The sequence below is a fragment of the Caldimonas sp. KR1-144 genome (genome assembly GCF_049446155.1).
Classification (GTDB): domain Bacteria; phylum Pseudomonadota; class Gammaproteobacteria; order Burkholderiales; family Burkholderiaceae_C; genus Rivibacter.
This window is the reverse complement of record NZ_JBMSEE010000002.1, coordinates 155,317-180,678: the sequence shown is the minus strand read 5'-3', so window position 1 is coordinate 180,678 and position 25,362 is coordinate 155,317. Positions and strand designations below refer to the sequence as shown.

General features: G+C 70.4%; 26 protein-coding genes. 13 read left to right on the top strand and 13 right to left on the bottom strand.

The genetic code is table 11. The annotated features are described in order from the left end of the window. Positions 1-157 precede the first annotated feature (157 nt). The 4 genes from ACO2TI_RS04735 (at position 158) to ACO2TI_RS04720 (ending at position 2,849) form a co-directional block, all read left to right on the top strand. A complete protein-coding gene (locus tag ACO2TI_RS04735) occupies positions 158-370 on the top strand; it encodes a hypothetical protein (RefSeq protein WP_423282322.1) in 213 nt (70 codons plus the stop codon). 31 nt (positions 371-401) lie between these two features. After that, positions 402-752 (top strand): hypothetical protein, encoded by a 351-nt coding sequence (locus ACO2TI_RS04730; protein ID WP_423282320.1) that lies wholly within the window; start codon positions 402-404, stop codon positions 750-752. Between the two features lie 66 nt (positions 753-818). Next, on the top strand, positions 819-1,454 hold the full coding sequence (locus ACO2TI_RS04725; RefSeq protein WP_423282319.1) for a LysE/ArgO family amino acid transporter: 636 nt from the start codon (positions 819-821) through the stop codon (positions 1,452-1,454). 132 nt (positions 1,455-1,586) lie between these two features. Continuing rightward, positions 1,587-2,849, top strand: coding sequence for an RCC1 domain-containing protein (locus ACO2TI_RS04720; RefSeq protein ID WP_423282317.1), 1,263 nt, complete (start codon positions 1,587-1,589; stop codon positions 2,847-2,849). Positions 2,850-2,867: 18 nt separating this feature from the next. Here the strand turns inward: ACO2TI_RS04720 and ACO2TI_RS04715 are convergent, their stop codons facing one another. Further along, on the bottom strand, positions 2,868-3,200 hold the full coding sequence (locus ACO2TI_RS04715) for a DnaJ family domain-containing protein (protein ID WP_423282316.1): 333 nt from the start codon (positions 3,198-3,200) through the stop codon (positions 2,868-2,870). Between the two features lie 73 nt (positions 3,201-3,273). After that, positions 3,274-5,280, bottom strand: coding sequence for an SDR family oxidoreductase (locus ACO2TI_RS04710; protein ID WP_423282315.1), 2,007 nt, complete (start codon positions 5,278-5,280; stop codon positions 3,274-3,276). 213 nt (positions 5,281-5,493) lie between these two features. On the opposite strand from ACO2TI_RS04710, the gene ACO2TI_RS04705 reads away from it, so the two are divergent. The 3 genes from ACO2TI_RS04705 to ACO2TI_RS04695 all read left to right on the top strand — a co-directional run bounded on the left by ACO2TI_RS04705 (position 5,494) and on the right by ACO2TI_RS04695 (position 8,346). Continuing rightward, positions 5,494-6,039: a phasin family protein gene (locus tag ACO2TI_RS04705; protein WP_423282313.1), complete on the top strand. Its 546-nt coding sequence runs from the start codon at positions 5,494-5,496 to the stop codon at positions 6,037-6,039. A gap of 167 nt (positions 6,040-6,206) precedes the next feature. Beyond that, complete coding sequence (locus ACO2TI_RS04700) at positions 6,207-7,007, top strand: alpha/beta fold hydrolase (RefSeq protein ID WP_423282311.1); 801 nt, start codon at positions 6,207-6,209, stop codon at positions 7,005-7,007. 85 nt (positions 7,008-7,092) lie between these two features. Beyond that, positions 7,093-8,346, top strand: a complete 1,254-nt coding sequence (locus ACO2TI_RS04695) for a patatin-like phospholipase family protein (protein WP_423282309.1) — start codon at positions 7,093-7,095, stop codon at positions 8,344-8,346. Here the strand turns inward: ACO2TI_RS04695 and ACO2TI_RS04690 are convergent. Then, positions 8,294-8,776, bottom strand: coding sequence for a YqaA family protein (locus tag ACO2TI_RS04690; protein ID WP_423282308.1), 483 nt, complete (start codon positions 8,774-8,776; stop codon positions 8,294-8,296). The two genes, ACO2TI_RS04695 and ACO2TI_RS04690, sit on opposite strands and share 53 nt — an antisense overlap. 99 nt (positions 8,777-8,875) lie before the next feature. Here ACO2TI_RS04690 and dusB point away from each other — a divergent pair, with 99 nt between their 5' ends. The 3 genes from dusB to purH are packed head-to-tail and all read left to right on the top strand — an operon-like array spanning position 8,876 to position 11,735. Then, positions 8,876-9,919 carry a tRNA dihydrouridine synthase DusB gene (dusB, locus tag ACO2TI_RS04685; RefSeq protein WP_423282307.1) on the top strand — a complete coding sequence of 348 codons (1,044 nt, stop codon included), beginning with the start codon at positions 8,876-8,878 and terminating at the stop codon, positions 9,917-9,919. Further along, positions 9,916-10,152: a Fis family transcriptional regulator gene (locus ACO2TI_RS04680; protein ID WP_423282306.1), complete on the top strand. Its 237-nt coding sequence runs from the start codon at positions 9,916-9,918 to the stop codon at positions 10,150-10,152. The genes dusB and ACO2TI_RS04680 overlap by 4 nt, the downstream gene beginning before the upstream one ends. 2 nt (positions 10,153-10,154) lie before the next feature. After that, positions 10,155-11,735 (top strand): bifunctional phosphoribosylaminoimidazolecarboxamide formyltransferase/IMP cyclohydrolase, encoded by a 1,581-nt coding sequence (gene purH / locus ACO2TI_RS04675; protein WP_423282305.1) that lies wholly within the window; start codon positions 10,155-10,157, stop codon positions 11,733-11,735. A gap of 100 nt (positions 11,736-11,835) precedes the next feature. On the opposite strand, the gene ACO2TI_RS04670 is transcribed toward purH, so the two are convergent. Beyond that, positions 11,836-12,105 carry a hypothetical protein gene (locus ACO2TI_RS04670; protein WP_423282304.1) on the bottom strand — a complete coding sequence of 90 codons (270 nt, stop codon included), beginning with the start codon at positions 12,103-12,105 and terminating at the stop codon, positions 11,836-11,838. 140 nt (positions 12,106-12,245) lie between these two features. Here ACO2TI_RS04670 and ACO2TI_RS04665 point away from each other — a divergent pair, with 140 nt between their 5' ends. From ACO2TI_RS04665 to ruvC, 3 genes are all read left to right on the top strand, one after another. Further along, entirely contained in the window at positions 12,246-12,869 is a 624-nt protein-coding gene (locus ACO2TI_RS04665; RefSeq protein ID WP_423282303.1) for a lysophospholipid acyltransferase family protein, read from the top strand. A 9-nt stretch (positions 12,870-12,878) separates the two neighbouring features. After that, the gene (locus tag ACO2TI_RS04660) at positions 12,879-13,856 is read left to right on the top strand and encodes a phosphatidate cytidylyltransferase (RefSeq protein WP_423282302.1); all 978 of its coding nucleotides are present in this window, start codon (positions 12,879-12,881) and stop codon (positions 13,854-13,856) included. A gap of 94 nt (positions 13,857-13,950) precedes the next feature. Then, complete coding sequence (gene ruvC, locus ACO2TI_RS04655) at positions 13,951-14,511, top strand: crossover junction endodeoxyribonuclease RuvC (protein WP_423282301.1); 561 nt, start codon at positions 13,951-13,953, stop codon at positions 14,509-14,511. Positions 14,512-14,515: 4 nt separating this feature from the next. Here ruvC and ACO2TI_RS04650 read toward each other — a convergent pair whose 3' ends face one another. From ACO2TI_RS04650 to murG, 9 genes are all read right to left on the bottom strand, one after another. Next, a complete protein-coding gene (locus ACO2TI_RS04650) occupies positions 14,516-16,477 on the bottom strand; it encodes an ATP-binding protein (protein ID WP_423282300.1) in 1,962 nt (653 codons plus the stop codon). 204 nt (positions 16,478-16,681) lie between these two features. Further along, positions 16,682-16,867, bottom strand: a complete 186-nt coding sequence (locus ACO2TI_RS04645) for a hypothetical protein (RefSeq protein WP_423282299.1) — start codon at positions 16,865-16,867, stop codon at positions 16,682-16,684. Between the two features lie 21 nt (positions 16,868-16,888). Beyond that, a complete protein-coding gene (gene lpxC / locus ACO2TI_RS04640; protein ID WP_423282297.1) occupies positions 16,889-17,824 on the bottom strand; it encodes a UDP-3-O-acyl-N-acetylglucosamine deacetylase in 936 nt (311 codons plus the stop codon). A gap of 108 nt (positions 17,825-17,932) precedes the next feature. Next, complete coding sequence (gene ftsZ, locus ACO2TI_RS04635) at positions 17,933-19,156, bottom strand: cell division protein FtsZ (RefSeq protein ID WP_423282295.1); 1,224 nt, start codon at positions 19,154-19,156, stop codon at positions 17,933-17,935. A gap of 100 nt (positions 19,157-19,256) precedes the next feature. Then, positions 19,257-20,489: a cell division protein FtsA gene (gene ftsA, locus ACO2TI_RS04630; RefSeq protein WP_423282294.1), complete on the bottom strand. Its 1,233-nt coding sequence runs from the start codon at positions 20,487-20,489 to the stop codon at positions 19,257-19,259. A gap of 8 nt (positions 20,490-20,497) precedes the next feature. Next, positions 20,498-21,304: a cell division protein FtsQ/DivIB gene (locus tag ACO2TI_RS04625; RefSeq protein ID WP_423282292.1), complete on the bottom strand. Its 807-nt coding sequence runs from the start codon at positions 21,302-21,304 to the stop codon at positions 20,498-20,500. A gap of 12 nt (positions 21,305-21,316) precedes the next feature. Beyond that, positions 21,317-22,288, bottom strand: coding sequence for a D-alanine--D-alanine ligase (locus ACO2TI_RS04620; protein WP_423282290.1), 972 nt, complete (start codon positions 22,286-22,288; stop codon positions 21,317-21,319). After that, positions 22,285-23,697, bottom strand: a complete 1,413-nt coding sequence (murC, locus tag ACO2TI_RS04615; RefSeq protein WP_423282288.1) for a UDP-N-acetylmuramate--L-alanine ligase — start codon at positions 23,695-23,697, stop codon at positions 22,285-22,287. The genes ACO2TI_RS04620 and murC overlap by 4 nt, the downstream gene beginning before the upstream one ends. Then, positions 23,694-24,779 carry an undecaprenyldiphospho-muramoylpentapeptide beta-N-acetylglucosaminyltransferase gene (murG, locus tag ACO2TI_RS04610; protein WP_423282287.1) on the bottom strand — a complete coding sequence of 362 codons (1,086 nt, stop codon included), beginning with the start codon at positions 24,777-24,779 and terminating at the stop codon, positions 23,694-23,696. Before murG ends, murC begins: the two co-directional genes overlap by 4 nt. Between the last annotated feature and the right edge of the window lie 583 nt (positions 24,780-25,362).

Sequence of the window (25,362 nt, the reverse complement as noted above, 5' to 3'; positions counted from 1 at the left end):
ACGGGTCTGCAAGGCCGCCGTCCGCGGCCGGTCGACTGTACCCAAGCGATCCCGGAACAGACCGAAACCAGACCGTTTCGTGACGACTTTCGCGCGGCCCGCGCCGAGACTGCCTTCCATCGCAACGCCGCCCGGCACCGCCACCGAAGGACCCGCCATGAACCTGCACGCCAGCCTCCGTCTCGCCAACGCCATGAGCCTCGGCCTCGTGCTGTGCGCCGGCCTCGCCGCCTGCGGCGGCGACACCGATCACCCGAAGACGCTCGACGCGCTGCGCGCCGACGCCGAGGCAGTCAGCGCCGGCCGCACGCCGGCGTCGGCTCCGCGCCTGGTCGCCGACCAGGCCGCGAGCGCCCGCGACGCGTTCTGACCGCCCACCCCCCATTCAAAGGAGAACCACGATGACGACCACCACCTCCCGTCTGATGCGCCAGGCGCTCGCCGCGCTCGGCCTGGGCCTCGCCGCCGGGCTGGCCCTCACCGCCTTGCCGGCGCGCGCCGATGCCACCGGCGCCGCGATCGCCGACTACCAGCTGTTCGTCGATCCGCCGATGCGCTTCGCCTACATCAAGCTCCCGCAGCGCCAGCCCAACGGCACCTACTGGAAGTTCGTCGGCCAGCTCGACGAGCGCTCGATGGACCTGTTGCCGGCCGGCGCCGTGACCTCGCTGCGCCGCGACCAGGCCCAGACCGCGGCCACGTCGCAACCCAGCGCCGCCACGCCGCTGGACCGCGCCGAGCCGCGCAGCTGACGCGCGGCCGGCCGCCCACCACCCGCACCACGACGGCCCCGGATCGCCGGGGTCGAGGGGATCGCCATGCCTATCGCCCTGCCCGCCCACTTGTCGACCGCCAGCTTCATGCACGGCTTCGGCCTCTCGCTCGGCCTGGTCGCCGCGATCGGACCGCAGAACGCGCACGTGCTGCGCACCGGCCTGCTGCGCCGGCATGTCGGCGCCACCGTCGCGTTGTGCGTCGTCGCCGACCTGCTGCTGATCGGGCTGGGCCTGGCCGGCGTCAGCGAGCTGCTGTCCGACACGCCGCTGCTCGCAACGCTGGGACGCTGGGGCGCGGTGGCGCTGCTCGGCCTGTATGCGCTGCGCTCGCTGCGCGACGCCTGCGGCACGGCGGCCTCGCTCAACGGCCATGGCGGCGCGATGGCCTCGACGCTGCCCGCGGCGCTCGCGGCCACGGCGTGGGTCACGTTCGCCAACCCCGGCGTGTACCTGGAGACGCTGTTGCTGATCGGCGCGGCAGCGCTGGACCACGGCGAGCACGGCCGCTGGCTGTTCGGCCTCGGCGCGCTCAGCGCGTCGGCCGCGTGGTTCGCCGCGCTGGGCTTCGGTGCGCGCGCGGCGGCGCCGTGGCTGGCGCGGCCCGGCGCGTGGCGAACGCTCAACGTCCTCAACGCCGTGGTGATGGCGGCCTGCGCCGCGCGCCTGGCCGGCGGCTGAAACGGCGAAACGAACACTTTCTCGCATCGCAGACGGCACGGTCGCCACGGCGACCGCACGGGGCCTCGGCCTGCTCTGCTCAACCTCGAACCGGCACGCAGCCCCGGCGCCTGCCTTACCCGAAAGACGACCATGAAGACTCTCGACACCCTGCGCCGGCTGATGCACGGCTCCATCCTGATCGGCTCGCTGGCGCTCGTCGCCTGCGGCGGTGGCGGCGGCGGCGGCAGCGACGCCGGCTCCCCGACACCCGGCAACCCCGACGCGCCCGGCGGCAGCACGCCCAACCAGCCCGGCGACCCGACGCCCACGCCGGCCGCGGCGCTGGCCGGCATCACCGCCGCGGCCGGCCGCTACCACTCGGTGGCCGTGCGCGCCGACGGCACGGTCTGGACCTGGGGCGCCAACGGCGACGGCCAGCTCGGCGACGGCAGCAACACCGACCGCGCGACGCCGGCGCCGATCGGCGGGCTCGACGGCGTCACCCACGTCGCGACCGGCGAGTACCACTCGCTGGCCTTGAAGGGCGACGGCAGCGTCTGGGCCTGGGGCAACAACTACAGCGGCCAGCTCGGCGACGGCAGCACGACCTATCGCAACGTGCCGGTGCAAATCGCCGGCCTGAGCGGCGTGAAGGCGATCTACGCCTACGGCGACCACAGCCTGGCGCTCAAGGACGACGGCACCGTCTTCGCGTGGGGCTGGAACGAGTGGGGCCAGCTCGGCGACGGCAGCACGACCAACCGCGCGACGCCGGTGCAGGTCAGCGGCCTGTCGGGCATCAAGCAGATCGCCGCCGGCTACTACCACGGCATCGCGCTGAAGGAAGACGGCACGGTCTACACCTGGGGCGACAACTACCGCGGCCAGCTCGGCGACGGCAGCACCACCACGCGGCTGACCGCGGCGATCGTGCCGGGCCTTTCCGGCGTCAAGTTCATCGCCGCCGGCTGGGACCACAACCTCGCGGTCAAGGACGACGGCAGCGTCGTCGCCTGGGGCTACAACGGCTACGCGCAACTCGGCGACGGCAGCACCACCGACCGCCTCGCGCCGGTGGCCGTGCCGGGCCTGGCCAACGTGGTCAAGGCGCAAGCCGGCGGTGACCACAGCTTCGTCCAGCTCGCCGACGGCTCGCTGATGGGCTGGGGCGACAACGAGTACGGCCAGCTCGGCAACGGCGGCACCAGCACCGTGACGACGCCGGTCGCCGTGGCGGCCGCGGCCACCGGCGCGACCAGCCTGTCGAGCAGCCTGAACCACACGCTCGCGGTGATGGCCGACGGCAGCCTCAAGGCCTGGGGCGCGAACTCCTTCGGCCGGCTCGGCGACGGCTCCAACGCTCACCAGCCGCTGCCGGTGACGGCCCAGATCAGCGGCGTGCGTCAGCCCTGATCCGGTCGCTGCGCGCCGTCACAGCATCGAGTGGATGCGCAGCGACTCCAGCCGCAGCGCGAGCTTTTGTTCCAGCGCGGACAGCTCGCGCTCGAGCTGCTCGCGCTGCGCCGCGTCGCACGACGAGACGATCTGCGCGCGCAGCCGCGCGCGTTCATGGAACAGGCCGACCTCGGGCGGGGCGAAGCCGGCGTCCTTGAGGATCTTGAACGGCATGCGCAGCGCCTCGGGCGTGGCCTCCCAGCCTTCCAGCTCCGCCAGCGGTTTGCCCCAGCTGCGCGCGGCCTGCAATTCGCCCGAGGCGGCCGCTTCGGCCAGGCGCTGCGCGATGGTTTCGTCGAGCGTGGGCATGGCGCGATCTTGCGCCGGCGCCCTCGCCGAGCGAAATTCTCGGGAACTGCCGCTCGGAAACCGCGGCCCGCGATCAGAAGTGGATGCCGCGCATCATCTGCTGCAGCGCGATCGCTTCGGCCGACAGCTGCGGCTTGCCGCCCTTCTCGCCCTTGGCCGCCTCGCTGTCCGGGAACATGCGGAAGCTCGTGTTCATCACGATCTGCGCGACCCGCGGCGCCAGCGCGTGCAGCACCTGGCCCGTGATGCCCAGGCGCGTGGCCATGCGCACCGGCTTGCCGACACAGGCCTGCGCGATCATGTCGGCCGCCTCCTCGGGCGACAGCGTCGGCACGTTGTTGTAGATCTTGGTCGGCGCGATCATCGGCGTGCGCACCAGCGGCATGTTGATGGTCGTGAAGGTCACGCCCACGTCGGCGAACTCGCTCGAGGCGCAGCGCGTCCAGGCGTCGAGCGCGGCCTTGCTGGCCACGTAGGCCGAGAAGCGCGGCGCATTGGTCAGCACGCCGATCGAACTGATGTTGACGACGTGGCCGCGACGCCTGGCGACCATGCCGGGCAAGAGACCCATCGTCACGCGCAGGCAGCCGAAGTAGTTCAGCTGCATCGTGCGCTCGAAATCGTGGAAGCGGTCGTAGCTCGACTCGATCGCGCGGCGGATCGAGCGCCCCGCGTTGTTGATCAGGAAGTCCACGCCGCCGTGCTCGCGCGTGATGGCGTCGATGAAGTCCTTGCAGCCTGCCTCGTCGGCGATGTCGACCGAGTAGCTGTGGATGCGCGCGTCCTTGCCGGCGACGGCCCTGATCTCGGTCACCGCGTCGACCAGCTTGTCCGCGTCGCGTGCGCAGATCAGCGTGATCGCGCCGGCTTCGGCGAACTTCTTCGCGGCCGCCAGGCCGATGCCCGAGCTGCCGCCGGTGACCAGCACCACCTTGCCCGCGACGGCGCCGCGCAGGGAGCGGTCGATGAACAGATCGGGGTCGAGGTGGCGTTCCCAGTAGTCCCACAGCCGCCAGGCGTAGTCGTGCAGGTTCGGGCAGACGATGCCGCTGCCCTTGAGCGCGGCCGTGGTCTCGCGGCAGTCGAAGCGCGTCGGGTAGTTGATGAAGGTGAGCATGTCCTCGGGCAGGCCGAGGTCCTTCATCACCGCGTTGCGCACGCGGCGCACTGGCGCCAGCGCCATCAGGCCCTTCTTGACGCTCTTGGGAATGAAGCCGAGCAGCGCCGCGTTGACGAACAGGTTCATCTTCGGCGCATGCGCGGCCTTGGAGAAGATGTCGAGCACGTCGCCGACGCGATAGCCCACCGGGTCCACCAGATGGAAGCAGCGCCCGGCCACGCCTTCGAGGTGGCTGATGTGGTCGAGCGCGTCGACGACGAAATCCACCGGCACGATGTTCACGCGCCCGCCCTCGATGCCGACCGCCGGCATCCACGGCGGCAGCAGCTGGCGCATGCGCTGGATCAGCTTGAAGAAGTAGTAGGGGCCGTCGATCTTGTCCATCTCGCCGGTGTGCGAGTCGCCGACCACCATCGCGGGGCGGTAGACGGTCCAGGGAACCTTGCACTCCTTGCGCACGATCTTCTCGGACTCGTGCTTGGTCATGAAGTACGGATGGTCCAGGCCCTCGGCCTCGTCGAACATGTCCTCGCGGAACACGCCTTCGTAGAGGCCCGCGGCGGCGATCGACGAGACGTGGTGGAAGTGGCCGGCGTCGATCGCCTTCGCGAACTCGACCGCGTTGCGCGTGCCCTCGATGTTGACCTGGACCTGAGACTCTTCCGACGCGCCGAGGTCGTACACGGCCGCGAGGTGGTAGACCGAATCGACCTGGCCCTTGAGCGCCTTGAGGTCCTCGGCCGCGACGCCGAGCTTCTTCGCTGTGAGGTCGCCGAACACCGGCTGCACGCGCGCCTTGGCGGCCGCGCTGTTCAGGCCCCACCAGGCCTGCAATTCCGCGAGCTTGCCTTCGCTTTCCGGGCGCATCAGGAAGTGCACCGTGGCGCCGCGGCGCTCGAGCAGCTTGGCGACCAGCCGCTTGCCGATGAAGCCGGTGGCACCGGTGACGAAGTAGCGCATCGGAAATCTCCTCTTGCATCGAAGTTCGCGCCGATTCTTCGCGAAAGGCCCGTGCGCGCCACATCGGGGCCAGCCCGGGGCCTCGGTGTTTTCCCTTTGCGAGCCTTCGTTGGCGGCGCGATAGACGCCACTGCCTATCGCTTTAGGCAGCCGCCTCCAGGGGCGCGCGCCTACAGTTCGCCGCATCCGTTGGCAACGAAGAGGGAATCGACCATGGTCAAGAAGCTGCAGAAGATCGCCGCCAAGAAGGAAGCCGCCGCGCCGCTGGGCTCGCTGGGCCAGCTGCTCGACGGCGAGCTGGCGAGCACGGTGAAGGAGTCCGCGCAGCAGATCTGGCTGGCCGGCCTGGGCGCCTTTGCGAAGGCGCAGGAAGAAGGCAGCAAGGTGTTCGAGTCCCTGGTCAAGGAAGGCGTCTCGATCCAACGGCGCACGCAGGCGGCGGCCGAGGAGAAGCTCGGCGACGTGGCCAGCAGGATGACCGGCCTGGCCGGCGAGGTGCAGAGCAAGGCGGGCCAGTCCTGGGACAAGCTCGAGACCATCTTCGAGGAGCGCGTCGCGAAGGCGCTCAACCGGCTGGGCGTGCCCTCGAGCAAGGACATCGACGCGCTGATCGCGCGCATCGACGCGCTGGCGGCCCAGGTGGGCGGCCCGGCCGCGGCACGCAAGGCGGCCCCCGCACGCAAGGCCGCGCCGGCGAAGAAGGCCGCCCCTGCGAAGAAAGCGCCCGCCAAGCGCGCGCCGCGCAAGCCGACCGCCTGACGGCGCCGTTCTGGGCGACGGGAAAAAAGGGGCGCGATCGCGCCCCTTGCTCGTTGCGGGCGCACGGCCGGCGCAACACGGCTGAGACAAAGCCAGCGCATCGCGACACCGCATCGATACCTGCGCGGCCCAAGCTCCGGTCCATGCCCCACCGACCGGAGCCTTGCATGTACGACGATCCCGCGCCGCGCGCATCGCGCGCGCTCTTCCTGCACTGCAGCGGCGGCAACGGCCGCCAGTGGCAGCCGATCACCGCGCCGCTGGCCGGCCGCATCGACTGCGTCGCGCCCGAACTGATCGGCTACGGCGAAGGCGATGCCTGGCGCTGCGGCGCCGCGCTCTCGCTCGACGACGAGGTCGACCGCATCGCCGCGCACTTGTATGCCCATGTCGAGGGCGTGCACCTGGTCGGCCATTCGTACGGCGCGGCGATTGCGCTGCAGGCAGCGCTGCGCCACCCGCACCAGGTGCGAAGCCTCACGCTGTACGAGCCGGTGCGCTTTGCGCTGCTGTTCGGCTCGCCCGCGACCGTCACGGCGGCGCGCGAGGTGATCGCCCTCGGCCGCGAGGTCGAGCGCCTCGCGCTGGCCGGCGAGCTGACGGCCTCGGCCGAGCGCTTCGTCGACTACTGGTCGGGTGCAGGCGCCTGGGCGCAGATGAAGCCCAGCCGCCAGCAGGCGCTGGCCGCGCGCATGCCCAAGATCGGCGCCGAGTTCGACGCGCTGTTTTGCGACGGCACGCCAGCGCATGCCTACCGGCGTCTCGCGATGCCGGTGCGCCTGCTGGCCGGCGAGCGCTCGCCGCAGCCGGTGCGGCTGATCGCCTTGCGCCTGGCCGCGCGGCTGCCCAACGCCGAGCTGATCGCGATGCCGGGCTTGGGCCACATGGGTCCGCTGACGCATCCGCAGGCGGTGGCCGACAAGCTGCCGGCGTGGCTCGCGCCGAGTGCGCCGGCGCTGGCCGCCTGAGCGCGCCTGCCCCGGGGCAAACCCCGGGCCACTCTAGACGCGCGGCCCGACGGCGCCCATGCGAGCGCCGCCTACACTGGCCCGCATGACGAGACCCGTTCCGCGCCGCGCGCCGCGCATCGGCCTGGCGCTCGCCGGCGGCGGCCCGCTCGGGGCCATCTACGAGATCGGCGCCCTGTGCGCGCTGGAGCATTCGATCCGCGGCTGGCGCGCCAGCGAGGCGCAGGCCTTCGTCGGCGTCTCGGCCGGCGGCTTCGTCGCCGCGGGCCTGGCCAACGGCATCGGCGCACGTGAGCTGTGCCGCTCCTTCATCGAGAACGAAGGCCCGTCGGGCGACGTGTTCGATCCGGCCTTGCTGATGCGCCCGGCCTGGGGCGAGATCACGCGCCGGCTCGCGCGCCTGCCCGCTCTGGCCGCGGGCGCCGCGCTCGACCATGCCTTCGGCTTCGCCTCGCGCGGCCAGGTGCTGCAGCGCCTGGGCGCGGCGGTGCCGACCGGCGTGTTCTCCAACGATGCGGTGCACGAGCACCTCGCGCGCACATTCTCGGCGCCGGGGCGCAGCAACGATTTCCGCACGCTGGCGCGCACCCTGGTGCTGGTCGCGGTCGACCTCGATTCGAGCGAGCCCGCGCTGTTCGGGCGCGCCGGCTTCGACCACGTGCCGATCTCGCGCGCGGTGCAGGCCAGCGCCGCGCTGCCGGGCTTGTTTCCGCCGGTGGAGATCGACGGGCGCTTCTACGTCGACGGCGCACTGCGCAAGACGCTGCATGCCTCGGCGATCCTCGATGAGGATCTGGACCTGCTCATCGCACTGAACCCGCTGGTGCCCTATGCGGGCCACGGCGAGACGGCGGCGCGCCAAGGCCCCGGCGCCGCGCCCGCGCGCCTGGTCGACGGCGGCCTGCCGCAGGTGCTGTCGCAGACCTTCCGCTCGATCATCCGCTCGCGCATGGAGCTGGGCCTGCGCCGCTACCACACCGAATACCCGGGCACCGACATCGTGCTGTTCGAGCCCGACGCGCGCGACGAGCAGATCTTCTTCACCAACCCGTTCAGCTACTCGCAGCGTCGCTGGCTGGCCGAGCACGCCTTCCAGGCCACGCGCGCGCAGCTGCGCGCGCGGCGTGCGGAGCTGGCGCCGACGCTGGCGAAGCACGGCCTGGCGTTCTCGATCGCGCTGGACGATCCGCGCGCGAAGCTGCTCGATGCGAGGCCGTCGCCGCGTGGGCGCGCGCAGCATGCGCTGCGCAGGCTCGAACGCGTCCTCGACGATCTCGAGGCGGGATTCAAGGGTGAAACTGCCCCGGCAGCACCCACAGCAGCAGCGCCGTCATCGTGAGGTAGCGCGCGAACTTGCCGATCGCCATGTAGGCCATGCAGGGCCAGAACGGCAGGCGCAGCCAGCCGGCCACTGCGCACAGCGGATCGCCCACCACCGGCAGCCAGCTCAGCAAACAGGCCTTGGCACCGAAGCGCTGCAGCCAGCCCAGCACGCGGTGCTCGACCGGCTTGTGGCGCGCATGCTCCCACGCGCGCTCGGCGCCCCAGCCCATCCACCAGCTCACGGCGCCGCCGGCGGTGTTGCCGAGGGTGGCGACGAGGATCGCCGGCCAGAACATCGCGGGGTTCAACTTGACCAGGCCGAACACCGCCGGCTCCGAGCCCAGCGGCAGCAGCGTGGCCGAGATGAAGGCCACGACGAACACCGTGCTCAGGCCGAACTTCGGCAGCGCGAGCAGGGCCAGCAGCGACTCGATCCAGGCTTCCATCGGCGGCGATTATTCGTTGCGCACAGCAGCAAAGGCGGCCTGGCGCGCGTCGCTATACTCTGCCTCCTTTTTCAGCAGTCCATCACCCCGGCCCACACCATGAAGATCGGCTCGATCGAGCTGGCGAACCGCTTGTTCGTCGCGCCGATGGCAGGGGTCACCGACCGGCCCTTCCGCCAGCTGTGCAAGCGCCTTGGCGCCGGCTATGCGGTCAGCGAGATGGTGACCTCGCGCCGCGAGCTGTGGGATTCGCTCAAGACCTCGCGGCGCGCCAACCACGACGGCGAGGTCGCGCCGATCGCGGTGCAGATCGCCGGCACCGAGCCGATCATGATGGCCGAGGCCGCCGCCTACAACATCGAGCGCGGCGCGCAGATCATCGACATCAACATGGGCTGCCCGGCCAAGAAGGTGTGCAACAAGTGGGCGGGCTCGGCGCTGATGCGCGACGAGAGCGCCGCGCTGCGCATCGTCGAGGCGGTGGTCACCGCCAGCGCGCCGCACGGCGTGCCGGTCACGCTGAAGATGCGCACCGGCTGGTGCGACGCCGAACGCAATGCGGTGAGCCTGGCGCGCGGCGCCGAGGCCGCCGGCGTGGCCATGCTCACGGTGCACGGGCGCACGCGCGAACAGGGCTACCGCGGCTTCGCCGAGTACGACACCGTCGCCGCGGTCAAGGCCGCGGTATCGGTGCCGGTGGTCGCCAACGGCGACATCGACTCGCCGCGCAAGGCACGCGCCGTGTTCGAGCGCACCGGCTGCGACGCGGTGATGATCGGCCGCGCCGCGCAGGGGCGGCCGTGGATCTTCCGCGAGATCGCGCACTTCCTCGCCACCGGCGAGGACCTGCCGGCGCCGCGCACGGCCGAGGTGCGCGACTGGCTGGTCGAGCACCTGCACGACCACCACGCGCTGTACGGCGAGCAAAGCGGCGTGCGCAGCGCGCGCAAGCACATCGGTTGGTACGTGCACGGGCTGCCGGGCGGCGAGCAGCTGCGCGCACGCATCAACACCGTGACCTCGGCCGGCGAGCAGGTATCGCTCGTGGCCGACTGGTTCGACTCGCTGGCCGACCGCCACGAGCGGCTGCCGCAGCACATCGGACTTCTTCAAGAACCCAACGAAGAACAAGAAGCAGCATGAGCAAGAAGCACATCGAGGCCTGCATCCGCGACAGCCTCGAAACCTATTTCAAGGACCTGCGCGGCGCCGAGCCGCACAACGTCTACGACATGGTCATGCAGGTGGTCGAAAAGCCCCTGCTCGACGTCGTGATGCAGCAGGCCGAACACAACCAGTCGCGCGCGGCCGAGTGGCTGGGCATCAACCGCAACACGCTGCGCCGCAAGCTGCTCGAACACAAGCTCGTCAAGTGATCATGGCCTCCACGCTCACCGCCCTCCTCTCGGTCTCCGACAAGACCGGCATCGTCGACTTCGCCCGCGCGCTGCATGCGCAGGGCGTCAAGCTGCTGTCCACCGGCGGCACCGCCAAGCTGCTCGCGCAAGAGGGCCTGCCGGTGACCGAGGTGGCCGAGGTCACCGGCTTTCCCGAGATGCTCGACGGCCGCGTGAAGACGCTGCACCCGCGCATCCACGGCGGCCTGCTCGCGCGGCGCGACCTGCCGGCGCACATGGCCGCGCTGGCCGAGCACGGCATCGGCACGATCGATCTGCTGATCGTCAACCTCTACCCGTTCGCGCAGGCCACCGCGCGGCCCGACTGCACGCTGGAAGACGCGATCGAGAACATCGACATCGGCGGCCCGGCGATGCTGCGCGCGGCGGCCAAGAACTGGCAGGACGTCGCGGTCGTGATCGACCCCGCCGACTACGAGCGCGTGCTCGGCGAGCTCAAGGGCGCGGGCCTCACGCGCGCGACCAAGTTCATGCTGGCCAAGAAGGTCTACGCGCACACCGCGGCCTACGACGGCATGATCACCAACTATTTCACCGCGCTCGAGGCCGGCGCCGAGGAGCGCACGGCCGAGGTGCCCAAGCGCGCCGCCTACCCCGAGGTCTTCAACCTGCAGCTCGCCAAGACGCAGGACCTGCGCTACGGCGAGAACCCGCACCAGAGCGCCGCCTTCTACCGCGATGCGCAGCCGGCCCCCGGCACGCTGGCGCGCTACGCGCAACTGCAGGGCAAGGAGCTCTCGTACAACAACATCGCCGACGCCGACGCGGCCTGGGAGTGCGTCAAGACTTTCGACGCGCCGGCCTGCGTGATCATCAAGCACGCCAACCCCTGCGGTGTGGCCGTGGGCGCGAACCCGGGCGAGGCCTATGCCAAGGCGCTGCAGACCGATCCGACCTCGGCCTTCGGCGGCATCATCGCCTTCAACCGCACGCTCGACGGCGCCGCCGCGGCCCATGTGGCCAAGCAGTTCGTCGAGGTGGTGATCGCGCCCGAGATCAGCGCCGAGGCGCGCACGGTGTTTGCGGCCAAGCAGAACGTGCGCCTGCTCGAGGTGCCGCTGGCCGCCGACACCAACGTGCTGGACTTCAAGCGGGTGGGCGGCGGCCTGCTGGTGCAGTCGTCGGACGCGAAGAACGTCCAGCCGGGCGAACTGCGCGTGGTGACCAAGAAGGCACCCACGGCGCAGCAGCTCGAGGACCTGATGTTCGCGTGGAAGGTGGCCAAGTTCGTCAAGAGCAATGCCATCGTCTACTGCGCGGGCGGCATGACGCTGGGCGTCGGCGCGGGCCAGATGAGCCGCATCGACTCGGCGCGCATCGCCTCGATCAAGGCGCAGAACGCCGGCCTGTCACTGCAGGGTTCGGCGGTCGCGAGCGACGCGTTCTTCCCGTTTCGCGACGGGCTCGACGTGGTGTGCGACGGCGGCGCGAGCTGCGTGATCCAGCCGGGCGGCTCGGTGCGCGACGACGAGGTGATCGCGGCCGCGGACGAGCGCGGCATCGCGATGGTGTTCACGGGGACGCGGCACTTCCGGCACTGACCGGCGGATGGGGTCCGAGAGCTTGCGCGGATCCGGCTTTGCCGGTCCGCAGCAAGGGCCCCCCTCGGGGGGCAGTGAACGCAGTGAGCGTGGGGGCCTCTTACACGATGACGTACCGCCCCGGCAACAGCGGCAGCGCCATGCACAGGTGCTCCACCACGCGCGGGAACCACGCCGAGCTGGCCTCGCTGGCGTAGATCGCGCGCGACTTGCGCTGCGCGTCGTAGCCGACGTTGACCAGGCAGGCATCGGTCGCGGTGCCGTACTCGATCAGCTCCGGCCCGATCCAGCGCACGGCCCAGCCGTCGGCGCATTGCACGTTGCCGCTGGCATCGCGGTCGAGCTGGTAGTCGGGCATCGGTCGGATCATGGCGGCGGCTCCTGAGCGGGTGCGTTGTCGTTCTTTCCTTGGCCGCCAGTGTCGAAAGCCGCGGTTGCAGGGCCGCTGCGCGCAAGCCGCGGGTTTGTTTCATTCGTTTCATCGGCGCCGCGCCGCTACGATCGCTGCCCATGTCCCTTGCCGCCGAAGCCGCCGGCCTGCTGCTCGCCTTCATCGCCCGCCTGGTCACCGGCGCCCAGGGCCATTGGTACGGCTGCCCGCCCAAGGCCGAGCAGCGCATCTACTTCGCCAATCACCAGAGCCATCTCGACTGGGTGCTGATCTGGGCCGCGCTGCCGCGCGACCTGCGCCAGCGCACGCGCCCGATCGCCGCGCGCGACTACTGGACCTCGAGCAAGCTCAAGCACTGGATCACGCGCGAGATCTTCAACGCGGTCTACGTGTCGCGGCAGCGCAGCGACGACCAGGATCCGCTCGAGCCGCTGGTCGACGCGCTGCACCGCGGTGATTCGCTGGTGATCTTTCCCGAGGGCACGCGCAATAACAAGGGCGATCCGCAGCCGTTCAAGAGCGGCCTCTTCCACCTGGCCGAGCAGTTTCCGCAGGTCACGCTGGTGCCGGCATGGATCGACAACGTGCAGCGCGTGATGCCCAAGGGCGAGGTCGTGCCGGTGCCCATCCTGTGCTCGGTGACCTTTGGCGCGCCGATCCTGCTCGAGCCCGGCGAGGACAAGCGCGCCTTCCTCGAGCGGGCGCGCGAGGCGGTGCTCGCGCTCAAGGACGTCGCGGCGTGACGTGATGCGATGAACATCAGTCTTCGCCAACTCACCGCCGGCCAAGAGGTCGGCGCGCTGTTCCTGATCCTGTTCGGCGTGCTCGCGCTCGCGACGCTGGGCGCCTTCTTCGCGTCGCTGCGCGAGCTCACGCCCGCTCAGCGCGAACGCCACCAGCGCTACAAGCGCGACCTGCGCGCGGTCTGGGCCAGCTCGACGCTGTTCTGGCTCGCCTGGATCAGCGGCCCGCTCGGCGCGACGCTGCTGTTCGGCGCCTTCAGCTTCCTCGCCTTGCGCGAGTACATCACGCTGATGCACACGCGGCGCAGCGACCACCGCAGCCTGATCCTCGCGTTCTTCGTCATCCTGCCGCTGCAGTTCTATCTGGTCGGCACGCGCCACTTCGACCTGTTCTCGGTCTTCATTCCGGTCTACATGTTCCTGGCCGTGCCGGTGGTCAGCGCACTGTCGGGCGACCCGCAGCGCTTCCTCGAGCGCAACGCGAAGATCCAGTGGGGCATCATGGTGTGCGTCTACGGGCTGTCGCACACGCCGGCACTGCTGCTGCTCGATTTCGCCAGCTTCCGCGGCCGCGGCGCCTTCCTGGTGTTCTTCATGGTGTTCGTCGTCGCCACCGCGCAGATCGTGCAGGAGGGCGCGAGCCGTCGGCTGCGCCGGCGCCCGGTGGCGCGGCAGATCAGCCGCAGCTTCAGCTACCGCGCCTGGCTGATCGGCGCGTTCACCGCGGCCTTCGTCGGCGGACTGCTGTACTGGATCACGCCGTTCAAACCCGGCCAGGCGATGGCGATGGCGCTGATCGCCAGCGGCGCCGGCACGATGGGCGAGTTCGTGATGAAGGCGCTCAAGCGCGACGCCGGCGTGCGCTACTGGGGCAACCGAAGCTCGGTGACCGGCGCGGTGGGCCTGCTCGACCGAATCGCTCCGCTGTGCTTTGCCGCACCGGTGTTCTTCCATTCGGTTCGCTGGTACTTCAGGATCCCCCTGTGAGCTGTCGACCCCCACGCTCGCTTTGCCCGCTGCCCCCCCGAGGGGGCTGGCCGCGCTTGGGGCGGCCCGGCGCACGGCCGATGGACCCTTTGACATGAGCAGTTCCGTTCGGATCCTCGGCGTCGACCCGGGCCTTCGCACCACCGGCTTCGGTGTGATCGAGGCCGCCGGTGCGAAGCTGCGCTACGTCGCCAGCGGCACGATCAAGACCGACGCGCTGCCCACCGGTGACCTGCCGGGGCGGCTCAGGATCCTCTACGAGGGCCTGTGCGAGGTGGTGCGGCGCTACGAGCCGGTCTGCGCCTCTGTCGAGATCGTGTTCGTCAACGTGAACCCGCAGTCGACGCTGCTGCTCGGCCAGGCGCGCGGCGCGGCGCTCACGGCGCTGGTCGCGAACCGGCTGCCGGTGGCCGAGTACACCGCGCTGCAGATGAAGAAGGCCGTGGTCGGCCATGGCCAGGCGCGCAAGGAGCAGGTGCAGCAGATGATTGCGCGCCTGCTCGCGCTGCCCGGCCTGCCCGGTCCCGACGCCGCCGACGCGCTGGGCATCGCCGTCACGCATGCGCACGCCGGCGCCTCGCTCGACGCGCTGGCGGCCGCCAGCCCGCTGGCGCGCCGCGCGCATGCGCAGTACCGCAAGGGCCGCGCCTACTGATCCGCTACGGCGTCGCCGCCGGCTCGTAGATCCAGTCCAGCCCGAGCAGGCGGCCGATCTCGTCGGCCAGCTCGCGCAGGTCGACCGGCTTGGACAGGAAGGCACTGGCGCCCGCTTCGAGGCTGCGCTGGCGCGAGGCCTGCGTGGCGCTGGCCGAGACGCAGACGATCGGCACGTGGCGCGTGTCGTCGCCGGCGCGCAGCCGCCGCGTCGCTTCGAGGCCATCGAGCACGGGCATGGTGTTGTCCATCACGATGAGGTCGGGCGCCACCGCGCGGGCGCGGTCGAGCCCCTGGACGCCATCGGCCGCCTGGTGGACCTCGAAGCCCAGCGGCAGCAGGTAGTCGACCATCAGGGCGCGGTTGTTGATCACGTCGTCGACCACCAGCACGCGGCGGCGCGGCCCGTGGTAGCCGCGGATGCGCCGGGGTGCGGCCTGCACGGTGCCCGGCGCGTCGACCACCGGCAGCCAGACGTCGAGTGAGAAGCGGCTGCCCTGGCCCGGACGGCTCGTGACGCTGATGTCGCCGCCCATCATGTGCGCCAGCGAGCGGCTGATCGCCAGGCCCAGGCCCGAGCCCTGCGCCCGGTGCGAGGCCTGCCCCGCCTGCTCGAAGGGCTCGAAGATGCGCTGCAGGTGCTCCGGCGCGATGCCCACGCCGCTGTCCTCGACCGCGATGCCCACGTGCGCGCGTTCGGCATCGCTCGCCAGCAGCGAGATCTCCAGGCGCACGCTGCCGTGCTCGGTGAACTTGATCGCGTTGCCGAGCAGGTTGAGCAGCACCTGGCGCAGGCGGCGCTCGTCGGCGAGCACGGTGCGCGGCAGCCACGAAGGAAAGACCAGTTCGAACAGCAGGCCCTTCTGGTCGGCGCGCACGCGCACGATGTCGGCCACCACGCGCAAGAAGGCGCGCAGGTCGACCGGCTGCGGCGCGAGGTCGAGGCGGCCCGCCTCGATGCGAGAGAGGTCGAGGATGTCGTCGATCAGCGTGAGCAGGTGGTGCCCCGCCTGCCCGATGACCTTGACGCCCATGCGCTGCCGCTCGCTGAGCGAGGCGTCGAGATCGAGGATCTGCGCATAGCCGAGGATGCCATTGAGCGGCGTGCGCAGCTCGTGGCTCATGCGCGCGAGGAAGTCGCTCTTCGCGCGGTTGGCGACCTCGGCGCGGTCGCGCGCGGCGGCCAGCTCCGCGTTCGCGCGGCGCAGCAGCTCCTCGGCGCGCTTGAACTCGGTGCGGTCCTCGACGATCCAGATCGTGGCCTGCGTAGGGTCGGCCGTGTTCTGGACGTAGGCGATCATGCTGGTCCAGAAGTCGCTGCCGTCCTGACGCCGCGCGAACATCTCGCACTGGTAGGGACGGCCGGTCGACAGCAGCGGCGCGGCGCGGCGGCCGAGTTCTTCGTATTCCTCGTCGCTGCGCAAGAGCACGCGCGCCGGCTGACCGATGCCGGAATCGGCCGTGAAGCCGAACATCTCGGCAAAACGCGCGTTGTAGCGGGTGATGCGCCGGTCGTGCGTGAACACGATGCCCACCGGCGCGTTGTCCATGATCCCGGCCATCTCGCTCGTGGTGGCCTGCAGCTGCAGCCGCGCGCCGCGGCTGGCGGTGATGTCGTCGACGATCCAGACCGTGCCGCGCCCAGGCCCGGCGACGGCCTTGCCGTGCAGGTGGCACCACAGCGTGCTGCCGTCGCGCTTGCGCATCTGCCAGTCGGCATCGAACGGCAAGCCCGCGTCGAGCTTGGCCGCGGCCTCGCGACCAAGCCGCTCGAAGCTTTCGCGGTCGGGGTAGACCACCAGCGCTGTCTGGCCGACCAGTTCGTCGGGCGACGAGAAGCCGAAGATCTCCGCCGCCCGGGCGTTGCACAGCCGGATGCCGCGATCGCTGGTGAACAGGATGCCGACGGCCGCGTTCTCGAGGATCGCGTTCATCTCTTCCGGCGTGGCGCGCAAGAACTCTGGCATGGCGGCCCCCAGGCGATTTCGCTCGTGGCGAACGTTTGACCGGTGGCAAGCGGGGGGCGACGTGCACGTCGAGGCGTCGAGGCGGCCCCGATCCCCGCCAGCGCAAACATTATTGCTCCGGGTCCGAGGTCGTCGTTGGCCACCACCCCGCGGATCGGCAGGTTGCCGAGGGCCTGCGGCCTGGGATTCCTGCCGCGCAGACTCCTAGATCATCACCGCCATGCGCTCGAGGATCAGCACCGCAAAAAAGCCCAGCGCCGCCAGCACGGTCCACTTGACGATCACCAGGCCCCGATGGCGCCAGCGCACGTCGCCGGTGCCGATGGCCATCGCGAAGCACAGGATGCCCGCGACCAGCAGCAGCAGGATGATCCAGCGAAAGACCAGCATGCGTGCGCGGGCTGCGAGGACCTACCAGGCCGGCGCCAGCTCGGCAAAGCCGCGCGGTGCGTCTTCGCTGCGCTCGAAGCTCACGATTTCGAAGGCGCTGGCATCGGCGAACAGCGTGCGCAGCAGCTTGTTGTTCAGCGCGTGGCCGCCCTTGAACGAGGTATAGCTCGCCAGCAGCGGATGGCCGGCGATGTAGAGGTCGCCGATCGCGTCGAGCAGCTTGTGCTTGACGAACTCGTCGTCGTAGCGAAGGCCCTCGGCATTGAGCACGCGCTCGTCGGCGACGACGATGACGTTGTCCATGCTGCCGCCCAGGCCCAGGCCGCGCGCGCGCATCGCGTCCACGTCCTTCGAGAAGCCGAAGGTGCGCGCGCGCGCGATGTCGCGCTTGTACTGCCCCTCGGCGAAGTCGAACTCGACGCGCTGGCCGGTCTGGTTGACCGCCGGGTGGTCGAACTCGATCTCGAACGCCAGCTTCCAGCCGTGATGCGGCTCGAGCCGCGCCCACTTGAGCGCAGCGCCCTCGCCTTCGCGCACCTCGACCGTCTTCAGGACGCGCACGAAGCGCTTGGGCGCGTCCTGCAGCACGATGCCCGCGCTTTGCAGCAGGAACACGAAGCTCGCCGCCGAGCCGTCGAGGATGGGCATCTCGTCGCCGGCGATGTCGACCTGCAGGTTGTCGATGCCGAGCCCGGCGCAGGCCGACATGAAGTGTTCGATGGTCTGCACCTTCGGTGCGCCCGCGTCGCCGCCGGCCGAGATCGTCGAGGCCATGCGGGTGTCGCTGACGGAGTCGAAGCGTGCGGGAATGTCGACCGGATTGGGCAGGTCGACGCGACGGAACACGATGCCCGCATCCGCCGCCGCCGGCTTGAGCGTCAGCTCGACGCGCTGGCCGCTGTGCACGCCGAGACCCACCGCGCGGGTGATCGACTGGAGGGTGCGTTGCTTGAGCATCGGCGAATTGTAGAAAGCGCGGCGCCTCACCGGCTGAGGCGCCGCGCTATGACCGCGGTAGGGACTTGCCATCCCTGCCGCGCTCCAAACGACGAAGTAGAGGCTCGATCAGTCGGCTTGCTTGCGCAGGAATGCCGGGATCTCGATCTCGTCCATGCCGTTGCTCGCCAGCGCATCCACCTTGGCCGCCGCCTGCGTGCGGCCGCTGCGCCAGACGCTGGGTACGTGCAGGCTCTCGTACGACGGCGCGCTCGGATGCGCCGAGGGCATCGCCGGCTGGCCGTGGCCGACGGTCTGCGTCAGCACGGGCAGGTCGTGCGTGCCGGTGCGCTGCACCGGCTGGCTGTGCACGACCTGGATCGGCGCCTTCTGCGCGCGCGACGAGGCCAGGCCGGTGGCGATCACCGTGACGCGCAGCTGGTCACCCAGGCTCTCGTCGTAGGCGGTGCCATAGATCACGTGCGCATCCTCGGCCGCATAGCGGCGGATGGTGTTCATCGCGTTGCGGCTCTCGGCCAGCTTGAAGGTCGACTTGCTCGCCGCAATCAGCACCAGCACGCCGCGCGCGCCGGACAGATCGACGCCCTCCAGCAGCGGGCAGGCCACCGCGGCCTCGGCGGCCTTGTTGGCGCGGTCCGGGCCGCTGGCGGTGCCGGTGCCCATCATCGCCTTGCCGGGCTCGCCCATCACCGTCTTCACGTCCTCGAAGTCGACGTTCACGTGACCCGGGATGTGGATGATGTCGCTGATGCCGCCGACGGCGTTCTTCAGCACGTCGTTGGCATGCGCGAAGGCCTCTTCCTGCGTGACGTCGTCGCCCAGCACCTCGAGCAGCTTCTCGTTGAGCACGACGATCAGGCTGTCGACGTTGGCCTCCAGCTCGGCGAGGCCGGCCTCGGCCTGCTTCATGCGGCGACCGCCCTCGAACTCGAAGGGCTTGGTGACGACGCCGACCGTCAGGATGCCCATCTCCTTGGCCACGCGCGCGATCACCGGCGCGGCGCCGGTGCCGGTGCCGCCGCCCATGCCCGCGGTCAGGAAGATCATGTTGGCGCCGGCGATCGCCTCCTTGATGCGCTCGCACGCCTCTTCGGCCGAGGCGCGGCCGGCCTCGGGCTTGGAGCCCGCGCCCAGGCCGGTGCTGCCGAGCTGGATCAGCTGGTCGGCGCTGGAGCGGTGCAGCGCCTGAGCGTCGGTGTTGGCGCAGATGAACTCCACGCCTTGCACGCCGCGGGAAATCATGTGTTCGACAGCGTTGCCGCCGCCGCCGCCGACACCGATCACCTTGATCTTGGTGCCGAGGTCGAACTCCTCGATCATCTCGATGGCCATGGTCGTCACTCCTTCGTCGTCGTTGGGTTTGCAGTTGCCGGTTGGAAAGTCTTCAAAAGAACGTCAGTACGGTTCACCGTGTCTTCCTTTGTGATGCCGGTCAGAAGTTCCCGATGAACCAGTCGCGCACGCGGCCGAACAGGGACGTCACCGACCCCGCCTGCTGCGCCGCCTTGAACCCGCGCGTTCTGGCGAGCCGTGCTTCTTCGAGCAGGCCCATCACGGTGGCCGAGCGCGGGTTCGCCACCATGTCGTACAAAGCGCCGGAGTACGTGGGCAGGCCCTTGCGTACCGGCTTCAGAAAGATGTCTTCGGCGAGCTCGACCATGCCGGGCATCACGGCGCTGCCGCCGGTCAGCACGATGCCCGAGCTCAAGAGCTCCTCGTAGCCGCTCTCGCGGATCACCTGGTGCACCAGCGAGAAGATCTCCTCGACGCGCGGCTCGATCACGCCGGCCAGCGCCTGGCGGCTCAACATGCGCGGCGCGCGGTCGCCGAGACCCGGCACCTCGACCTGCTCGGACGGATCGGCCAGCAGCTGCTTGGCCACGCCGTGGTCGACCTTGATCTCCTCGGCGTCCTTGGTCGGGGTGCGCAGCGCCATCGCGATGTCGCTGGTGATCAGGTCGCCGGCGATCGGGATCACGGCCGTGTGGCGCACCGAGCCGTCGGTGAAGATCGACACGTCGGTGGTGCCGGCGCCGATGTCGACCAGCGCGACGCCCAGGTCCTTCTCGTCGGCGGTGAGCACCGCCGCGCTCGAGGCGCTGGGGTTGAGCACGAGTTGATCCACCTCGAGCCCGCAGCGGCGCACGCACTTGACGATGTTCTCGGCCGCGCTTTGCGCGCCGGTCACGATGTGCACCTTGACCTCGAGGCGCCCGCCGCTCATGCCGATCGGCTCCTTGACCTCGTGGCCGTCGATCACGAACTCCTGCGGCTCCACGAGCAGCAGGCGCTGGTCGTTGGGGATGTTGATCGCCTTGGCCGTCTCGACCACGCGCGCCACGTCGACCGGCGTGACCTCCTTGTCGCGCACGATGACCATGCCGGTCGAGTTCATGCCGCGGATGTGGCTGCCGGTGATGCCGGTGTAGACGCGCGTGATCTTGCAGTCGGCCATCATCTCGGCCTCTTTCAGCGCCTGCTGGATCGACTGCACCGTCGCGTCGATGTTGACCACCACGCCGCGCTTGAGCCCGTGCGACGACGCGGTGCCGATGCCGGCCACGCGCAGCTCGCCGTCGGGCAGCACCTCGGCGACGACCGCCATCACCTTGGCGGTGCCGATGTCCAGGCCGACGACGAGATCCTTGTATTCCTTGGTGGCCATGGAGTTCCTCAGTTCGATTTCTTCTTCGGCAGGCTTTCGACCGTGCCGACGCCGCGCAGCTTCACCGCATAGCCGTCGGCATGGCGCAGGTCGGCCGAGGCGAGCGGGCGCGAGTAGCGCTGCGTGACGTCGCCCACGGTTCCGACGAAGGCCTGCGAGCGCGCGACGACCTCGTCGTCGCTGCCGCGGCCCAGCTCGATCTCGGCGCCGCTGTCCAGGACGAGCCGCCACGAGCCGCGCGCCGACAGCGACAGCGTCTCCACGCGCGCCTCGAGCGGCGCGAACACCGGGTCGAGCCGGCGCAGCAGCGCGAGCATTGCCGGCGCCTGACGCTCATCGGGGCCAGCGAGCGTCGGCAGGCCCTCGTCCTCGACGTCGCCCGGGTTGGCCTCGAAGACCTCGCCTTGCAGGTTGACCAGCTTGTCGTCGGCGTTCTCGCGGTGCCACCAGGCCGCGACGCGGTGCTCCTCGAGCTGCACCGCGAGCCAGTTCGGCCAGCGGCGCGAGACCACGGCGCGCCGCACCCAGGGCACGGACTGGAACGCGGCCTGGGCGCGCTCGAGGTCGAGCGTGAAGAAGTTGCCCGCCAGCTTGGGCAGCGCGTTGGCGCGGATCGTCGCGGCGCTGTTGCGGCCCACGTCGCCCTCGATGCGCACCGCCTGCAGCGTGAACGCCGGCAGCCGCACAAGCCACGCGAGGCCGAAACCGAGCAGCGCGAGCGCGGCCACGACGAACAGGACCGACGCGGTCGCATTCATCAGGCGCACGTCGATCGGCGGCGCGGTCTTGGCGGGCGTGGGGCGCTGGCGCGGCATGGTGGTGCTCGGTCAGGCTCCGGCGGGCGGCGGCGAGTCGAGCGACGCGGCGGCCACCAGCTGCAGGCACAGCTGCTCGTAGCTGATGCCGGCCGCCTTGGCCGACATCGGCACCAGCGAATGGCCCGTCATGCCCGGCGAGGTGTTCATCTCGAGCAGGAAGGGCTTGCGGTCGCTGGCGCGGATCATCAGGTCGGCCCGGCCCCAACCTCGGCAACCCAGGGCGCGGTACGCGGCCACGACGATGCGCTGGATCTCGCGCTCCTCGGCCTCGGGCAGCCCGCTGGGCACGAGGTAGTGCACGTCGTCGGTGAAGTACTTGTTCTGGTAGTCGTAGGCGCCCTCGGGTGCCACGATGCGGATCACCGGCAGCGCTTGCGCGGTGCTCCCCTCGCCGAGGACGGGGCAGGTGACTTCCTCGCCCTCGATGAACTCCTCGCACAGCACGTCGGGGTCGTAGCGCGCCGACAGCGCCACGGCTTCTTGCATCTGCGAATAGCCCAGCACCTTGGTCACGCCGATCGACGAGCCCTCGCGCGGCGGCTTCACGATCAACGGCAGGCCCAGGTCGTCGGGCACCGCGCGCACGCGTTCGCGCGCCTGGTCGTCGGGCGCCAGCCACGCATAGCGCGGCGTCGGCAGGCCCTCGGCGATCCAGACGCGCTTGGTCATCACCTTGTCCATCGCGATGGCCGAGGCCATCACGCCGGAACCGGTGTAGGGAATGCCCAGCAGCTCGAGCGCACCTTGCACGGTGCCGTCTTCGCCGTGGCGGCCGTGCAGCGCAATGAAGCAACGCGCGAAGCCGTCGCGCTTGAGCTCGTCGAGCGCGCGCTCGGCCGGGTCGAAGGCATGCGCATCCACGCCCTGGCTTTGCAGCGCCTTCAGCACGCCGGTGCCGCTCATCAGCGAGATCTCGCGCTCGGCCGAGGTGCCGCCCATCAGGACCGCGACCTTGCCGAGGGTCTTGGGATCGATCTTCATGACGTCATTCCTTGCGCGAGCGTCACCACCTGCTGCGGCACGCCGCCGATCGAGCCGGCACCCATGGCGATCACCACGTCGCCGGCGGCGGCGTGCTCGACGATGGCCGACGGCAGCTCGGCGATCTCGTCGACGAACACCGGGTCGACCTTGCCGGCGACGCGCAGCGCGCGCGCCAGCGAGCGGCCGTCGGCCGCGACGATCGGCGCCTCGCCGGCGGCATAGACCTCGGTGAGCAGCACCGCGTCGGCCGTGCCCATCACCTTGACGAAGTCCTCGAAGCAGTCGCGCGTGCGCGTGTAGCGGTGCGGCTGGAACGCCAGCACCAGGCGCCGGCCGGGGAAGGCGCCGCGCGCCGCGGCGATCACCGCCGCCATCTCGACCGGGTGGTGACCGTAGTCGTCGATCAGCGTGAACGTTCCGCCGTCGCTCGACGGCAGCTCGCCCCAGCGCTGGAAGCGCCGGCCCACGCCCGAGAACTTGGCCAGCGCCGCGACGATGGGCGCGTCGGGCAGCTCCAGCTCGGTGCCCACGGCGATCGCCGCGAGCGCGTTGCGCACGTTGTGCTCGCCCGGCAGGTTGAGCGTGATCTCGAGGTCGGGCATCGCGACGCCGTTGCGGCGCTGGCAGGAAAAGCGCATCTGCCCGCCGGGCAGTGCCTGCACGTTCACCGCGCGCACCTGCACGTCCTCGCCCATGCCGTAGGTCACGACCGGGCGCGAGACCAGCGGCACGATGGAGCGCACGCCCGGATCGTCGCCGCACAGGATGGCCGAGCCGTAGAACGGCATGCGATGCAGGAACTCGACGAAGGCGCCCTTGAGCCGCGCGAAGTCGTGCCCGTAGGTGTCCATATGGTCGGCGTCGATGTTGGTGACGACCGACAGGATGGGCATCAGGTTCAGGAACGAGGCATCGGACTCGTCGGCCTCGACGACGATGAACTCGCCGGCGCCGAGGCGCGAGTTCGCGCCCGCGCTCTCGAGCTTGCCGCCGATCACGAAGGTCGGGTCGACGCCGGCCTCGTGCAGCACGCTGGTCACGAGCGAGGTCGTCGTGGTCTTGCCGTGCGTGCCGGCGATCGCGATGCCTTGCTTCAGGCGCATCAGCTCGGCCAGCATCACGGCGCGCGGCACCACCGGCACGCGCTTGGCGCGCGCGGCGATGACCTCGGGGTTGTCGCCCTTCACCGCGGTCGAGGTGACCACGGCCTCGGCGCCCGAGATGTGCGCGGCGTCGTGGCCGACCGCGATGCGGATGCCCAGGCCGGCGAGCCGGCGCGTCGTGGCGCTGTCGTGCTGGTCGGAGCCGGACACGATGTAGCCGAGGTTGTGCAGGATCTCGGCGATGCCGCTCATGCCGGCGCCGCCGACGCCGACGAAGTGGATGTGCTTGACGGCGTGCTTCATGGCACGAGCCTCTCGATCTCGTCGGCAACGCGCGCGGCCGCGCGTGGACGCGCAAGCGAACGGGCCTTTTCGGCCATCGCCTGCAGTTGTTGTCGGGTCAGATGGCGCAGCTGGTCGGCCAGCTTCTGTGGCGTCAACTCGGACTGCGGCAGGTGGATCGCCGCACCGTGCTGGGCCATGAACTGCGCGTTGTCGCGCTGGTGCGAGGTGGTGCTCACGATCAGCGGCACCAGCACGCTGGCCACGCCGGCGGCGCACAGTTCGCTGACCGTCACCGCGCCGGCGCGGCAGACGATCAGGTCGCAGTCGGCCAGGCGCTTGGCCATGTCGTCGATGAAGGCCAGGACCTCGACGTCGCGCTCGGGGTCCAGCCCCTGTTCGCGATAGGCCTCCTTGACCGCGTCGCGGTTCAGCGCGCCGGTCTGGTGAACGACGCGCGGGCGCTCCTCGGGCGCGAGCATCGCCAGCGCCTTGGGCAGCGTCTCGTTCAACACCTTGGCACCCAGGCTGCCGCCGACCACGAGCAGGCGCAGCGGCCCGCCGTGCGCTGCATAACGCTGCGCCGGCGCCTCGATCGCCTCGATCTCGGCACGCACCGGGTTGCCGGTCACGAGCGCGCGCTTGGTCTTCGTGGCCGCCGCGCCGTCGAAGCCGAACGCCACCCGGTCGGCCACCGGCAGCAGTGCCTTGTTGCTCATCAAGAGCGACGCGTCGGCATTGACCAGCACCAGCGGCTTGCCGAGCGCCGCGCTCATCAGCCCGCCCGGAAAGCACACATAGCCGCCCATGCCCAGCACCGCGTCGGCACTGCGCCGGCGCAGGATGGCCAGGCATTCCCAGAACGCCTTGAGCAGGCGCAGCCCGCCGGTCAGCGTGTGCATCAAGCCCTTGCCGCGCAGGCCGGAGAAGCCGATGTTGTCCATCGGAATGCCGCTCGGCGGCACGAGCTTGTTCTCCATGCCCTGGGGCGTGCCGAGCCAGCTCACGGTCCAGCCGCGGTGCTGCATTTCCTTGGCCACGGCGAGGCCGGGCATGACGTGGCCGCCGGTGCCGGCGGCCATGACGACGAGGTGTTTGGTCATCGCTTTGGTCCTTTCGCGATGACGGTGTGCTGGGGTCGCCCTGCGGGCGGCTGTGTGCTGTCTCTGCAAGGCTCGATGCCGGGATTTCGCCCCGGCGGGCGACCTACTTTCTTTGCTTCGCCAAAGAAAGTAGGCAAAGAAAGGCGACCCCCGCTCAGGCGCCCGGCTGCGCCGGGTGCCCTGCGGTGCTCGCGAAGCGGGCGCGCCGCATAACTCGCTGCGTTCGCTGCGCTCACTGCGCTCGGACAAAGCGGCGAGTTTGATGTCGATGCGCGCTGGCGCGCGCCGCCCGCTTCGCTGTGCTCCTCGGCGCCTTCGAGGGGGCCCAACGGCGACTGCAACGGCAACACACCCCCGAGCGGGGTTGCGACCGTCTGGCTGGGGCCCCCTAGGAGGCGCCGAGGAGCGCAGTGCAAGGGGCGGCGCGCGTGAGCGCGCTTCAACTTCAAACTCGCCGCGACTGTTCGAGCGCACGAACGCAGTGAGTGCAGCGAGTTAAGCGGCGCGCCCCTGGAACGAGCACCGCAGGGCACCCACGGCGCAGCCGTGGGCGCCGGATCGGGGGTCGCCTTTCTTTGCCTAC

What these genes read in the sequence shown, in the direction of transcription:
- ACO2TI_RS04735 (WP_423282322.1), top strand. Translation starts at nt 158, where the DNA reads ATGAACCTGCACGCCAGCCTCCGTCTCGCCAACGCCATGAGCCTCGGC.
- ACO2TI_RS04730 (WP_423282320.1), top strand. Translation starts at nt 402, where the DNA reads ATGACGACCACCACCTCCCGTCTGATGCGCCAGGCGCTCGCCGCGCTC.
- ACO2TI_RS04725 (WP_423282319.1), top strand. Translation starts at nt 819, where the DNA reads ATGCCTATCGCCCTGCCCGCCCACTTGTCGACCGCCAGCTTCATGCAC.
- ACO2TI_RS04720 (WP_423282317.1), top strand. Translation starts at nt 1,587, where the DNA reads ATGAAGACTCTCGACACCCTGCGCCGGCTGATGCACGGCTCCATCCTG.
- ACO2TI_RS04715 (WP_423282316.1), bottom strand. Translation starts at nt 3,200, where the DNA reads ATGCCCACGCTCGACGAAACCATCGCGCAGCGCCTGGCCGAAGCGGCC.
- ACO2TI_RS04710 (WP_423282315.1), bottom strand. Translation starts at nt 5,280, where the DNA reads ATGCGCTACTTCGTCACCGGTGCCACCGGCTTCATCGGCAAGCGGCTG.
- ACO2TI_RS04705 (WP_423282313.1), top strand. Translation starts at nt 5,494, where the DNA reads ATGGTCAAGAAGCTGCAGAAGATCGCCGCCAAGAAGGAAGCCGCCGCG.
- ACO2TI_RS04700 (WP_423282311.1), top strand. Translation starts at nt 6,207, where the DNA reads ATGTACGACGATCCCGCGCCGCGCGCATCGCGCGCGCTCTTCCTGCAC.
- ACO2TI_RS04695 (WP_423282309.1), top strand. Translation starts at nt 7,093, where the DNA reads ATGACGAGACCCGTTCCGCGCCGCGCGCCGCGCATCGGCCTGGCGCTC.
- ACO2TI_RS04690 (WP_423282308.1), bottom strand. Translation starts at nt 8,776, where the DNA reads ATGGAAGCCTGGATCGAGTCGCTGCTGGCCCTGCTCGCGCTGCCGAAG.
- dusB (WP_423282307.1), top strand. Translation starts at nt 8,876, where the DNA reads ATGAAGATCGGCTCGATCGAGCTGGCGAACCGCTTGTTCGTCGCGCCG.
- ACO2TI_RS04680 (WP_423282306.1), top strand. Translation starts at nt 9,916, where the DNA reads ATGAGCAAGAAGCACATCGAGGCCTGCATCCGCGACAGCCTCGAAACC.
- purH (WP_423282305.1), top strand. Translation starts at nt 10,155, where the DNA reads ATGGCCTCCACGCTCACCGCCCTCCTCTCGGTCTCCGACAAGACCGGC.
- ACO2TI_RS04670 (WP_423282304.1), bottom strand. Translation starts at nt 12,105, where the DNA reads ATGATCCGACCGATGCCCGACTACCAGCTCGACCGCGATGCCAGCGGC.
- ACO2TI_RS04665 (WP_423282303.1), top strand. Translation starts at nt 12,246, where the DNA reads ATGTCCCTTGCCGCCGAAGCCGCCGGCCTGCTGCTCGCCTTCATCGCC.
- ACO2TI_RS04660 (WP_423282302.1), top strand. Translation starts at nt 12,879, where the DNA reads ATGAACATCAGTCTTCGCCAACTCACCGCCGGCCAAGAGGTCGGCGCG.
- ruvC (WP_423282301.1), top strand. Translation starts at nt 13,951, where the DNA reads ATGAGCAGTTCCGTTCGGATCCTCGGCGTCGACCCGGGCCTTCGCACC.
- ACO2TI_RS04650 (WP_423282300.1), bottom strand. Translation starts at nt 16,477, where the DNA reads ATGCCAGAGTTCTTGCGCGCCACGCCGGAAGAGATGAACGCGATCCTC.
- ACO2TI_RS04645 (WP_423282299.1), bottom strand. Translation starts at nt 16,867, where the DNA reads ATGCTGGTCTTTCGCTGGATCATCCTGCTGCTGCTGGTCGCGGGCATC.
- lpxC (WP_423282297.1), bottom strand. Translation starts at nt 17,824, where the DNA reads ATGCTCAAGCAACGCACCCTCCAGTCGATCACCCGCGCGGTGGGTCTC.
- ftsZ (WP_423282295.1), bottom strand. Translation starts at nt 19,156, where the DNA reads ATGGCCATCGAGATGATCGAGGAGTTCGACCTCGGCACCAAGATCAAG.
- ftsA (WP_423282294.1), bottom strand. Translation starts at nt 20,489, where the DNA reads ATGGCCACCAAGGAATACAAGGATCTCGTCGTCGGCCTGGACATCGGC.
- ACO2TI_RS04625 (WP_423282292.1), bottom strand. Translation starts at nt 21,304, where the DNA reads ATGCCGCGCCAGCGCCCCACGCCCGCCAAGACCGCGCCGCCGATCGAC.
- ACO2TI_RS04620 (WP_423282290.1), bottom strand. Translation starts at nt 22,288, where the DNA reads ATGAAGATCGATCCCAAGACCCTCGGCAAGGTCGCGGTCCTGATGGGC.
- murC (WP_423282288.1), bottom strand. Translation starts at nt 23,697, where the DNA reads ATGAAGCACGCCGTCAAGCACATCCACTTCGTCGGCGTCGGCGGCGCC.
- murG (WP_423282287.1), bottom strand. Translation starts at nt 24,779, where the DNA reads ATGACCAAACACCTCGTCGTCATGGCCGCCGGCACCGGCGGCCACGTC.